Origin of the sequence: Chitinophaga tropicalis (genome assembly GCF_009758205.1) — a bacterium.
Taxonomy (GTDB): Bacteria; Bacteroidota; Bacteroidia; order Chitinophagales; family Chitinophagaceae; genus Chitinophaga; species Chitinophaga tropicalis.
Genome location: NZ_WRXN01000003.1, coordinates 169,611 through 181,211 on the forward strand (window position 1 = coordinate 169,611; position 11,601 = coordinate 181,211).

At 42.1% G+C, this 11,601-nt stretch carries 13 protein-coding genes; 9 read left to right on the forward strand and 4 right to left on the reverse strand.

The window, feature by feature from the left end; genetic code table 11:
• Positions 1-11: 11 nt before the first annotated feature.
• Positions 12-3,182: a SusC/RagA family TonB-linked outer membrane protein gene (locus GO493_RS08830; RefSeq protein WP_157305781.1), complete on the reverse strand. Its 3,171-nt coding sequence runs from the start codon at positions 3,180-3,182 to the stop codon at positions 12-14.
• A gap of 143 nt (positions 3,183-3,325) precedes the next feature.
• Here GO493_RS08830 and GO493_RS08835 point away from each other — a divergent pair, with 143 nt between their 5' ends.
• From GO493_RS08835 to GO493_RS08855, 4 genes are all read left to right on the forward strand, one after another.
• Positions 3,326-4,213 (forward strand): helix-turn-helix transcriptional regulator, encoded by an 888-nt coding sequence (locus GO493_RS08835; protein WP_157305782.1) that lies wholly within the window; start codon positions 3,326-3,328, stop codon positions 4,211-4,213.
• A 12-nt stretch (positions 4,214-4,225) separates the two neighbouring features.
• The gene (locus tag GO493_RS08840; RefSeq protein ID WP_157305783.1) at positions 4,226-5,788 is read left to right on the forward strand and encodes a gluconokinase; all 1,563 of its coding nucleotides are present in this window, start codon (positions 4,226-4,228) and stop codon (positions 5,786-5,788) included.
• Between the two features lie 236 nt (positions 5,789-6,024).
• Positions 6,025-6,591 (forward strand): Crp/Fnr family transcriptional regulator, encoded by a 567-nt coding sequence (locus tag GO493_RS08850; protein ID WP_157305785.1) that lies wholly within the window; start codon positions 6,025-6,027, stop codon positions 6,589-6,591.
• Between the two features lie 76 nt (positions 6,592-6,667).
• Complete coding sequence (locus GO493_RS08855; protein WP_157305786.1) at positions 6,668-7,408, forward strand: SDR family oxidoreductase; 741 nt, start codon at positions 6,668-6,670, stop codon at positions 7,406-7,408.
• A 105-nt stretch (positions 7,409-7,513) separates the two neighbouring features.
• Here the strand turns inward: GO493_RS08855 and GO493_RS08860 are convergent, their stop codons facing one another.
• Entirely contained in the window at positions 7,514-7,903 is a 390-nt protein-coding gene (locus GO493_RS08860) for a nuclear transport factor 2 family protein (RefSeq protein ID WP_157305787.1), read from the reverse strand.
• A gap of 61 nt (positions 7,904-7,964) precedes the next feature.
• The gene (locus GO493_RS08865; protein WP_157305788.1) at positions 7,965-8,342 is read right to left on the reverse strand and encodes a nuclear transport factor 2 family protein; all 378 of its coding nucleotides are present in this window, start codon (positions 8,340-8,342) and stop codon (positions 7,965-7,967) included.
• A 114-nt stretch (positions 8,343-8,456) separates the two neighbouring features.
• On the opposite strand from GO493_RS08865, the gene GO493_RS08870 reads away from it, so the two are divergent.
• Together GO493_RS08870 and GO493_RS08875 are read left to right on the forward strand one after the other, a co-directional pair.
• Complete coding sequence (locus GO493_RS08870) at positions 8,457-8,801, forward strand: winged helix-turn-helix transcriptional regulator (RefSeq protein ID WP_157305789.1); 345 nt, start codon at positions 8,457-8,459, stop codon at positions 8,799-8,801.
• Between the two features lie 74 nt (positions 8,802-8,875).
• Positions 8,876-9,313, forward strand: a complete 438-nt coding sequence (locus GO493_RS08875) for a HEAT repeat domain-containing protein (protein WP_157305790.1) — start codon at positions 8,876-8,878, stop codon at positions 9,311-9,313.
• Positions 9,314-9,336: 23 nt separating this feature from the next.
• On the opposite strand, the gene GO493_RS08880 is transcribed toward GO493_RS08875, so the two are convergent.
• Positions 9,337-9,849, reverse strand: a complete 513-nt coding sequence (locus GO493_RS08880) for a hypothetical protein (RefSeq protein ID WP_232538795.1) — start codon at positions 9,847-9,849, stop codon at positions 9,337-9,339.
• Positions 9,850-9,961: 112 nt separating this feature from the next.
• On the opposite strand from GO493_RS08880, the gene GO493_RS08885 reads away from it, so the two are divergent.
• The 3 genes from GO493_RS08885 (at position 9,962) to GO493_RS08895 (ending at position 11,397) form a co-directional block, all read left to right on the forward strand.
• Complete coding sequence (locus GO493_RS08885) at positions 9,962-10,420, forward strand: hypothetical protein (RefSeq protein WP_157305792.1); 459 nt, start codon at positions 9,962-9,964, stop codon at positions 10,418-10,420.
• Between the two features lie 196 nt (positions 10,421-10,616).
• Complete coding sequence (locus GO493_RS08890; protein WP_157305793.1) at positions 10,617-11,186, forward strand: DUF6934 family protein; 570 nt, start codon at positions 10,617-10,619, stop codon at positions 11,184-11,186.
• Positions 11,187-11,226: 40 nt separating this feature from the next.
• Positions 11,227-11,397, forward strand: a complete 171-nt coding sequence (locus GO493_RS08895; RefSeq protein WP_157305794.1) for a hypothetical protein — start codon at positions 11,227-11,229, stop codon at positions 11,395-11,397.
• Positions 11,398-11,601 lie beyond the last annotated feature (204 nt).

Consider the following 11,601-nt stretch of genomic DNA (forward strand, 5'->3'; position numbering starts at 1 on the left):
GATGGAATCTGTTAAAGTTTGATATTCAGGTTCAATCCAAGACTGCGCGTAGTGGGAAGTCCGGGCGATTCAAGCCCGAGCTGGTTGTCGGAACCAAAACCAAATGTTTCCGGATCAATATTGTCGACCCACTTCTTTAAAATCAATAAATTGTTGCCTACAAGATCGATCTTCAGCCCTTTTATAGGCCATCTTGCCGGAATGTGCCTGGTAAGATCATACCCGAGCGATACCTGGCGCAACTTCCAGTAACCTCCGTTATATACAACAGAGGCAATGATCTGTTGTGAGCGGAGATGTTCCCAGTAGGTTTGCGCTGCTGCTACGGCATTATTTGGATTACCACTGGCATCTACACCCTCGCCCTTTACGCCGCCTTCACGTCCTTCCAGCGTTTTCTTATGCAGTCCGTGCCGTATAGCGTTGAAGTTGGTGCCTGACAGCATTTTGTTACCAAGTTTATAATCTACAAATACGCTAAGCCTGAATCCTTTGTAGTTAACGGTATTTAAAAAACCACCTACCCATTTGGGCAATGCACTGCCAAACAAAAGGAAGTCGGACGTACGTTGCGGCAAACCGTTTGATTGAAATATTTGTTGTCCTTTGTCATTATATGCATAGCCGTAGCCGGCAATCTGTCCTATTTCCTGACCCACTACATGCCTGGTTTCACCATTAAATACGTGCGTACCGGTGGTAATACGTTCGCCTGGTCTATCAGTGATGATGCTGAGTACTTTTGTGATATTATAGGAAGTATTTGCTGTGAATTCCCAGTTCCAGTGAACACCTCTTACCGGCACCAGGTTCAACATGGCTTCAAATCCCTGGTTCCTGCTTTTACCACTGTTGATTGGTGTATTCAGGTAGCCGGAGGCATCTGAGATCTGTACCAGTACTATCTGGTCGCGGGTAATTTTGCGATAAGCCGCCAGGTCGATATTAACGCGGTTGTCGAATAAACGCATTTCCAGTCCGGCTTCAACTTCAGATATTCTGCTGGGTCTTAGTTGTGCATTAGGTAAGGTAGTACCGGTAACATTATTACTAATGGCACTGGTGCCAACGGGCACTGCCTGTCCATTTGGGTTACTAATGAAATTGGCATTAGGTGTATAGAACAGCTGGTTAGAATAAGGCGCCACATCACCATCACTTCCTACTTCGGCATAACCTAGCCGCAGTTTACCGAAATTCAGCCAACTGATATGGGGGAGATGTTCTGAAAAGATATAACTGCCGGATATGGACGGATACAAAATGCTTCTGTTTTCAGGCGCCAGGGTAGAGAACCAGTCATTTCGTATTGTGCCGGTGAGGTAGAAGGTTTGCCGGAAATTTATTTCAGCGGAACTGTACAATGAGTTTACGCCCTGTTCTATCAGTGTATATACAGGATCTTTGGAACGTCCGTTTTGTACCGTATATAATCCTCGGGTGATAAAGTCTGTTACTACGACATTGTTGACGTCCGTCCGTTTACGCATACGGTTACCGCCGGCGTTAAGGTTTATTTCCACTTCACCGAATTTTTTATTCGCGTTTATCAGGTAGTCGAGGTTTGTCTCCCTGAAGCGGCGTGATTCCTGCGTATATAAACCATTTACAAATCCCGGAGGTGCGGCAGCCCTGGAGGCCTGACCGGTAGGGAAGTTGTTGACATCTTCATCCCGGGACCAATAGTCCTGGCCAAACCGTCCCTGCACGCTGAGCCATGGCCGCAAATGGTATCTCAGGGTCACGTTGCCGTAAATGCGGTCCCGTTTGATATTATGGAACTGTTCTGCTATTACCCAATAGGGATTGGTGCGGTTGGTAAACCTGGACCAATTGTATTCATCGCCCGCAGCGTTGTATTTATTTTCATCAAGCACATGCAAAGGCATGGAGGTGGACATTGCCATCAGGGTAGTGGGGATGGAATTGTCCTGATTGGCAATATTAGGTGGGTTTTTATTGATTTCCCGTGAATAGTTGACGTTACCTGATATCAGAAACTGTTCTGACAAATTATAGCTAAACCCCAGGTTCATCGATTTACGATTAAATGTATTGTTGGGCATGATTCCCTGGTTCTGGGTATTATTAAGCGATAACCGGAAGCCACCTTTTTCACTGCTGCTTTCAAAAGCAATTGTGTTGGCAACGTTCTGGCCATGACGATAAAATTCTTTTATGCGACTACCTTGTGGTTCATAGGGTAGCGTTAAGTTATTAAAAAGGATTTGCGTCAAGCCCGGAGTAAATTTTTCACCAAAGGACCATTGCCCTGAAGTCGGGTTGGGCGCTGAAGGGCGAACGCCGTTTTCACCCTGTCCGTATTCACGCTGATAATCCGTAAAGTCAAGCGGTGTATCGTTGGTATAATTCAGGTTATATGTAACACCAATCCCTCTGGTTTTCCCTTTGATTTTTGTGGTGATCATGATGACACCGTCCTTTGCGCGGGAGCCGTAAAGAGCGGATGCGGGAGCCCCTTTTAATATTGTCATGTTTTCAATATCATCAGGATTGATACTGGATAATCCGTCACCGCCATCTGAGAACACCCCCCCGCCTTTTACGCCTATGATGTTGTCGTTGAAATTAGTATTGTCGACCGGCACCCCATTAATGACGATCAGTGGGTTGTTTTGTCCTGAAATAGACGACTGGCCGCGGATACGGATCTTGGACGTGCCGCCCGGACCGGTACCGAGTGAAGAGATATTCAGTCCGGCAACTTTGCCCTGCAGGGTGTTCATGATATTGCTACTGCGATTTACACTTATTTCTTCGGGTTTGATACTGGTAGCGGCATATCCCAGGCTACGCGACTGTTTTTTAATACCAAGGGCGGTTACAATCACCTCCCCCAGATTCTGGTTGTCAATCACCATCGATACATTTAATATTGGCTGGCCGGTTACCTTCACTTCTGTTGTTTTAAAGCCTACCGAAGTGAAGACAAGAGTGGCGTTGGCGGAAGCGGGAATGCGATATTTGCCGGAGCTATCGGACGTGGTTCCCTGGGAACTGCCCTTTACTGCTATAGAAACCCCGGGCAATTTCACGCCCTTTTCATCAGAAACCGTTCCTGTGACGGTTTGTGCGTAGATACAGGAGGCGATCAGCTGTAAGATGACAAACAACAAGGATCCCGCCAGGCGGGGCGCCCTGCCATGGAAGTAATTTTTCATAACGTAAATTGGTGGTGAGGAATCTTTGGCATACAAATTATATTGTATTACAGGTAAAAACTTCCAAAATAGAACGACGTTGAATTTTGTACGTGCAGGTTGAACAAATTTCTTTACTTTATGCATGCCTACACATCACCTATATGAATCAATTTGTGTTACAATACGGTAAGTCTGCAGAGCTGTTGTTGTTCCCGCATATCCTGGAGTTGGGCATGAAAAAGAATGGCTCTATTCAGGCCAATAGTTTTCCAGCCACTGTAGCGGAAGGATTACGCATTTATCATATAATAGAAGGCCGGTTTGAATGGTATATTAATCATCAGCCTCATGTTTTTTATCCTGGTGATGTAGCGTTGATAATGCCTGGAATTCAACTGAGCTCTGATAACAGCGTACTGACGATCGGCTCTTTTATCTGGATACAACTGGCCGTGCAGAAGCTGGATAACGGACATGTCCTACCTGGAAAATGGAGCAGGTTATCTGATAGTGAAGCCACTGCCATTGGGAAAATATTATTTGTGAACAATCTGCCTGCATTGAGCCGGTTCAATGAAGTGTGCAGTATTATCAAATGTATTTATACAGAGCTGGTAGAGATGGAAGTAGCTTATCAGACACGCATCAATCAGCATATAGACGAATTACTGATACAGGTTACCCGTAAAATTACGCGGCAAACGCATTCAACCCGCGACTTTCCCCAGGCGTTTACAAACCTGGAAATGGCGTTGCGACAGGATCTCTCGCATCAGTGGACTGTTGAGGAAATGGCCGGGCTGGTAGGTATGGGTACTACTTTATTTACAGAAAAGGTGAAAAGTTTTTCCGGTTTTTCGCCTATTAATTACCTGATCAATATCCGTATTTCGGAAGCTATCAAATTATTGAAGCGGGCTGATATAAGTGTAACGAATATTGCCCTGGATACAGGATTTTATTCGTCACAGCATTTTTCAACCACCTTTAAAAAGTTAACCGGTTATCGTCCAAGTGAATTCAGGAAAAATCATTTGCGTAATATATAAATAGTCATAGATATGGATTGCATTATAACAGTTGAGTTAGGCACCTACGGGATACGCGTGTTTATATATGACCTTAGTGGCCGGGTAATAGGATCAATGAAGGGGCATTATCCTACATTTCATACACAACCTGACTATAGCGAACAAGACCCTGAGCAGATCTTTATTACAACCTTATATGTATTGAAGAACATATTGAATGAATATATACACCCGGGGAAATACAAGGTGGCCAGTATATGTTTCTGCGGCTCTATGCACAGCGTACTCCCTGTCGATGCGAAAGGAAATCCGCTTGGCAATGCCATTACCTGGGCTGATAACCGGGCTAAAAAAGAGGCGCAGGAGTTGCGTAATTCACCGCTGGGAAAAAAGCTGTACAGGGAAACAGGGACACCTATACATCCTATGTCGCCGCTCGTCAAAATTGCATGGATCAGGGATCATGATAAGGAACGATTCCGTAGCGCCAGCAAATTTCTGTCTATCAAAAGTTATATTATTCATCAGCTCACGGGGGAATATATGATAGATTACAGCATTGCTTCCGCCACGGGGTTGCTGAATATTCATACTGTAAGCTGGGAAGGAGACGCGTTGCAATATGCAGGTATTACGGCAGACCAGTTAGCGGTAGTGGCGCCTGTATTATCGAAGGCCGGCAAATTGAAAAAAGCGTATCAGCAATCATTAGGGTTGCAGGCAGATACAAAAATCCTGATCGGTTCCAGTGATGGGTGTCTGGCTACACTAGGAGATGGCATCATAAAAGGAGAAGCTAAAGCCTGTATCACGATTGAAGACAGTGGTGCTGTGCGCGTGATGGGAACCAGCGTATTGAAAGATGAACAAATGCGTTTTTTTAATTATCTGCTGACGAATGATTACTATATATCCGGAGGGCCAACCAATAATGGTGGAAATATTTTTGAGTGGTTTACCAGGCAGTTCGGAGAATTTGCCAGTCAGTTCGATATGGAGGATAGTATGCAGCAGCTGCTGGAAGAAGCGGCTAACGTCCCGGCGGGATCAGATGGGCTGGTGTTCCTGCCTTATCTGCTGGGCGAACGCGCACCTATCTGGAACGCGAATGCACGAGGTGCATATTTCGGGCTTAACATTAAACATGAGCGAAAGCACTTCATACGTGCTACAATAGAGGGTATTTTATACGAGATCTATAGTATTGGCAAGACGCTGGAAGAACAGCGTTCTATCGAAAACCTTTCGGTGAATGGAAGTTTCGGCACTATTCCTTTCTGCAGCCAGCTGATTGCTGACATATTCAATAAGCCAGTGCAGGTACGGCCGGAATTTCACAGTATAAGCTTTGGAGCATATATATTAAGCGCTACAGAGATGGGGATCTATACATCCCTGGACGATGCCGCCACAAAGCCGATAGACCCTCCTGATGTTTTTAAACCCAATAAGCAGCATCACGGAATATATGCTGATTACTTCCGCATATTTGAGAGGTTAAGTGCTAAACTCTCTGATGAATTCGAGGCGATAGCAAATCTGCAGCAAAAGTATACTCATCCGGATAAATTACTTATGAATGATAAACTATAATTCCAGGAGGTCCTTTATAGCGCAAGCTGCTATGGCTGCTGCCCTTGTCCCTTTATCCACTTTCGGAAAAGGTTATGAAAAAGCAATTGATCAAACACCTAAAGCTTCATCTCCGTCCAATCTGAAGATCACAAAGGTGAGATGCGGTTATATCCGGGGTAGCCTGTTTGTAAAAAGGGGGTCAATGCAACTACATAACTGTACTCCCATACAACTATCTTTACTAACTTGCCGGTATGAAAGAATTGATCGATTATATATTGCAATTTGGAAATCTGGATAAACAGCAAACCGGCCTTGTTATAAGCAGAGCAATTGAATTGAATCTTAAAAAAGGCGAGCATTTTTCAGAAGCGGGGCGAATTCCCAAACAGGTCGGTTTTATTGTGGAAGGCGTTATGCGCGGTTATTATTACGATAACAAAGGAGAAGAAGTTACGCGTTGTTTTATAAGTGAAAACAGCCTTGTGGCTGATTATGTCAATTTTGAAGCTAATACTTCCTCTTCAGAATATTTGCAGGCATGTACAGATTGCAAACTGATCGTATTTTCAAAGCAAAATTGGGAGGAGCTTTCTCAGATCATTGCAGGCTGGGATAATATCAAAAACAAGATGGTGCAAATATGCATGTACCAAAAGTCAAGAAAAGGTCCGGTCATTTCACAGGACGCTACTACCCGTTATATGGAGTTCATGGAAAACCATCCATCGCTTATTAATCGTACTCCGCTGGCATACATTGCTTCTTACCTGGGTGTTACCCAGCAATCATTAAGCAGGATAAGGAAAAACATCCGCTAAAACTGCTTTTTACCAAATGGTAAATGGTTTCCTTTTTATATGATGCAATTTTGCTTCGTTAATTAAAGGAATAAAAATGAAGAAAGTATTAATTACCGGAGCCAATAAGGGAATAGGTTTTGAAACTGCAAAGCACTTATTACAAAAAGGGTTTTATGTCTATATAGGAAGTCGTGATTTAAAAAATGGTGTGAATGCGGTTGAAAAATTAAAGTCCGAAGGACTATCCCATGCAGAAGCTGTACAATTGGATGTGACAGATGAGAGATCTGTAAAGATGGCCCGCGAGGAAATCGGGAAGAAAACGAAGGTATTAGATGTGCTCATTAATAATGCAGGCATTAACGGAGGTGAACCACCTTACACTGCGTTGGAAGCAACTTCAGAACAATTTATGGCTGCGTTAGATACCAATGTAATAGGCGTAGCAAGAGTGACGAAGGCATTTATTGATTTATTACATAAATCATATGAACCGAGGATTGTCAATGTAAGTACCAGTGTAGGTTCTCTCTCATTGCAAAGTGATCCGGATTGGCCAGCGTACGATTATGCGAAATATGCAGTTTATGGAGCATCAAAAGCAGCGCTGAATATGTATACTGTTCATCTGGCTTACGAACTGCGTGACACACCCTTCAAAGTAAATGCAGTTTGCCCTGGGTATACCAGTACTGATTTCACCTTTAACAACGGAGGTACGGTGGATACTGCTGCACGTCGAATTATAAAGTATGTATTGATTGACCGGAATGGTCCTACCGGTAAATTTTTCAGTGAAGAAACTAATCCTGAAGCAGTGGAGATTCCCTGGTAAAATTTCTGGATCGCTTTCCGGAGAACTAACCGGACAGGAAGAGATCCCGGCAGACCTGGATTCTCTTCCTGTGTGCTCTATCTAATGATGCACGTTATTTCGGGATTATTTCCCCCAAAAAGCATCTTCAGCTTCCTGGTCGTCGGAAAATAACCGAACTCCGGTAATTTTCCCTTCACTCACTTCAAATAGATCAACACCCGTCATATTAATATTTCGATCTTCAATAGTGCCGCTAAAGCGAACAGGCATGATCACGATATTGCCATTAACCATTAAATTTCCACCAGGTGTCAGAACGAACGTGCCTTTGGTAGCTGCCATCATGCCACCAAGCATTTTACCGATTTCATCGGCTCCATGCTTTATTCCCGAAAACTGATTGGCTCCCGGTTGATACCACTGAACACCTGGACTGAAAAATGAAAATGCGGTAGGAACATCTCCTTTTCCTAAGGCTTCCGCATATGCCTGTACTACTTCTTTTACTGTCATTTCTCCTTCTATTTATAATTATTAATAAGCGAACCTGAAATCTCTTAATGGGAGGATGTTATCAGAACATAGGGTTATTATTTGCCCGTTCTTCAGGCATCGGCATCATAGCGTCCCAATGCTCAGTTAGCTTATCGTCTTTCACGCGATAAATATCAATAAACCTCCATTCTTTTCCAGCCATTTCATAACGTGAATGAAGGAAGACGATATCATTTTCTGCAACAATATGCTTAAAGGTGATTTTTTGTTTCGGTATTCCTTGTGAAGCGAGCATTTGTACCAGGGCTTTTATTCCGTCGGGACCATCAGCTATTGTAGGATTGTGTTGTATAAAATCCTTACTTATATAATCGTCTACCGCTGTGGTATCCAGGTCACCAAAGATTCTTTGGTACGCCGTAGTAGCTATTTGCTTGTTGTATTCTTCTTTTGCCATAATAAGCCTTTTTTGGGTTTTTATTGTGCCAAAATAATGACATTACCTACTTTTGCACAAGTACTTACCTGATGGTAGCCTACCTACCTGCAGGTTAGAAATATTGATTATCAAATGGAAAAAAATCAAGAAATAATTAAGCAATCAGATGAGAACTGCCCGGTAAGGAAATCATTGGCATTATTAGGTGGTAAGTGGACTTTGCTGATATTGTTCCAGATTAATAAGAGGGTAATCAGGTACGGTGAACTAAAGAGGTGTATTCCGGGAATCAGTGAAAAGGTATTGATACAGGAGTTGAATTTTTTGGTAAGGAACGGATTGGTTTCCAAGAAATCGTATTCCGAAATACCACCGCGGGTTGAATACCAATTGACAGATTTGGGAGTAAAGACAATGCCGATTATCGATAAGCTGGCTTCGTTCGGATTGGAAAATCCGGACCTTGCCGTTTACTAGCGAAATTATAATGACAGCAAATGATAGAAAAGGTTGAGCGGTTATAAGCAGTATCCGAAGGCATACCATTGATTATGCCTATATTGACCTTTTACTGCAATATTGACAAACCCTATCCGGATAAATATTTTATGACTATAGAACAAATCAAATTACTACAGGATATAGACGAAGGTGAAGTTGTTATTACCGAATCTACTATTTACTTATTAAATGAATTGCTTGTAAATACGGAACATAACCAGCATCAGATGGTTGCCAGGACTCTTCAGCGTATAAAAAGCCCATCAACTATTCCATTCGTAAAGAGGGCTTTAGATAGCAACTTTGATTATCTGGAGTATACCTGTTCAGACCATGAAGTTATTGCAAAATGGTTTAGCTGGATCTTATCCTCAATCAATACTAAGGAAGCTATCAGTCTTATGGAAGAATATTCGAAAAGTGCGAATGAAGGTATACGAAATGAGATGACATACAGGTTGCGTAAGGTTAAACGCGGTAATATCTAGTCGTTACTTTTATTACATATTATTCAGTGCATCCTTTTAAGTATTTTTTTTGCTCTTGATACAAATGCCGGACTCTCGTTTTCCATATTGCTTTCAATAATAAGTTTGAGCTCTCCCTTAATGTCCGGGTAAATTTTCGAAAGATTTTCCAGTACCGTAAGAGAGAACGCCTTCACTGCCGGCTTTTCCGTGGGATCGCTGATATAGTTGAAGCAATGGTTCATTACTATTCCATGATACGCTTCCGGAATAGGTAAATTCTGTAAAGCACGGATCGTATTTCTTCTGACAGCAGGTATCAGTCCCGGTTTATCGAGATTGTTCAATAAAAGCGGCAGGTGTTTTCCGGCGAGCCCGGGATTGGCTTCTAAGACATAGCTTAGCGGCCATGCGGCCATTTGTACTACACGGTATTCATCATTCAGAAATAAATGAACCAATTCGGCAAACCGTTTTTCAGAATTGCCGATCCAGCTTACGATCCGCATACAATTCGCTTTGCTGTGTTCTTTCAATAATTCATCACGTAATTTCATATAACATTAACCTGCCCCAAAGTAACGACAAAAAATGAGTATCTCTACTTCCTCTTCCTGAAATCAAATTCCTGTTTGTGAAAATTATGTAATTTGCCGAAAGTTAACTCATATGGAATTACCAACAGTACAATACAGGCAGCACCGCCTGGCTTATTCAGTAGCAGCAGTTTTCGGCTTTCTTGCTGCATGCCAGGGTTATTACTGGCTCGCGACTGGAAGTGTCAGTTCTTTTTTGGGCTGGATATTTTTGATTATTGGCCTGATGGCATTCTGTGGCTGTAGCTGGACTGCAATTCGGAAATCCCTGGTGATGGAACTGAATCACGAAGGTATCATGTACAAGAAAGCTATTTATGCCTGGAATTCCCTGCGCAGTTATGCTATAAGGAAGGAGGTGGGGGAAAGCAGCTTGTTCGTTTACCTGATATTATCCTTTAATGATGGGAGAGAGCCGTTAGAGATCCAACTGGATTGGTTGGATAATAGTGAGTCTGTACCGGAACAAATGGAGGTGTATGCGAAATTCTTCCAGGTTCAGTTTGATGGGATAGAAAGGAAAGAAGTATGAACCGGGTCTATTAGCTGGAATCGCTTATTCAACTAAATATTTTTTTTCTCCATTAACCTATTTGCACAATTATTATTTGACTTTTGCTTTTTTGCTATATCGTCATTTGTTATGTGAATTGCCACAGATTTAAAAAGAATCTGAAGTTACACGCATTGCTCACTGGCTTTAACTATTTCCGATAAAATAATCATAAATGGCTATTTCAGTTAAGATAAACTTCAACAACGTCTACGACATTAATATTGCATCGAATGAGATGACATCAGCTAGTTTCGAAACAGAGCTTATAGATGGAAGTAAGGAGAAGTTAATTGTCGAAATAAGTCCGGAAGCGCATGAACTAATGCCGAACGTTTATAATCTGGCTTTTGGTCCTCCAGATGTTAATGGAGAGATTGATGATAAGGCGCAATTAAAGCACAAAGACTATTCGAAGGTGTTCTCTACAATTCTTTTACATGCTCAGGCGTATTTGACCATTCATCCTGAGCACTATCTCGGGATTGATGGATCTGACAACTCCCGGGCATTTCTGTACTATCGATTTATATTAAACAACTTTGGTTACTTAAGCAGTTATTTTAGCATGGGGGCCTTAAAGTATTATGTCAGAATAACCCGGTTTGGAAAATATCAGTATGAGAATCCATTTGATTTTCAAGATATTATGCCTGGACTTGTGAAAATAACAAGGGAAAGTCCCCGTAGTTTAGATTTTATGTATAACTACTTTATTTTCAATCTTAGAAAGGATAAAAACTAGCAATTTGCAAACTTTGACGAAAAATAGTACCTTCAATAACATGAAAGATAAAAAGGTGGAAGATAGAATAAAGAGCTTAATTGAAAAAGCTCGGACAGCTGGAAAACCTGTTAAGGGTAGAACCTCTGCACGTCGCAGATCGTCATTAAGTCAAATCATTAAAACTAAAGATCAGGCAGATGCTTTAATGTCAGCTTTGAAGACATTATAAGTGATAAATAAATTTTTAAGAGAAGACGCTATCTCAATCAAGCCGGGATAGTGTTTTTTTATATAAGTAACCCAACAATCAATCTCAGACTTTTCCTATATTTTATTGAGTGTCACCCAAATCAGCCAATTGCATAATGTGGTTCAAGGTTTTCATATCAGGGGCCACTAGAGAAGGAAAGCCCGTGCACTACATTGCACGGGT

Coding starts and splice junctions, on each gene's coding strand:
- GO493_RS08830 (WP_157305781.1), bottom strand. CDS start 3,182: ATGAAAAATTACTTCCATGGCAGGGCGCCCCGCCTGGCGGGATCCTTG.
- GO493_RS08835 (WP_157305782.1), top strand. CDS start 3,326: ATGAATCAATTTGTGTTACAATACGGTAAGTCTGCAGAGCTGTTGTTG.
- GO493_RS08840 (WP_157305783.1), top strand. CDS start 4,226: ATGGATTGCATTATAACAGTTGAGTTAGGCACCTACGGGATACGCGTG.
- GO493_RS08850 (WP_157305785.1), top strand. CDS start 6,025: ATGAAAGAATTGATCGATTATATATTGCAATTTGGAAATCTGGATAAA.
- GO493_RS08855 (WP_157305786.1), top strand. CDS start 6,668: ATGAAGAAAGTATTAATTACCGGAGCCAATAAGGGAATAGGTTTTGAA.
- GO493_RS08860 (WP_157305787.1), bottom strand. CDS start 7,903: ATGACAGTAAAAGAAGTAGTACAGGCATATGCGGAAGCCTTAGGAAAA.
- GO493_RS08865 (WP_157305788.1), bottom strand. CDS start 8,342: ATGGCAAAAGAAGAATACAACAAGCAAATAGCTACTACGGCGTACCAA.
- GO493_RS08870 (WP_157305789.1), top strand. CDS start 8,457: ATGGAAAAAAATCAAGAAATAATTAAGCAATCAGATGAGAACTGCCCG.
- GO493_RS08875 (WP_157305790.1), top strand. CDS start 8,876: ATGCCTATATTGACCTTTTACTGCAATATTGACAAACCCTATCCGGAT.
- GO493_RS08880 (WP_232538795.1), bottom strand. CDS start 9,849: ATGAAATTACGTGATGAATTATTGAAAGAACACAGCAAAGCGAATTGT.
- GO493_RS08885 (WP_157305792.1), top strand. CDS start 9,962: ATGGAATTACCAACAGTACAATACAGGCAGCACCGCCTGGCTTATTCA.
- GO493_RS08890 (WP_157305793.1), top strand. CDS start 10,617: ATGGCTATTTCAGTTAAGATAAACTTCAACAACGTCTACGACATTAAT.
- GO493_RS08895 (WP_157305794.1), top strand. CDS start 11,227: ATGAAAGATAAAAAGGTGGAAGATAGAATAAAGAGCTTAATTGAAAAA.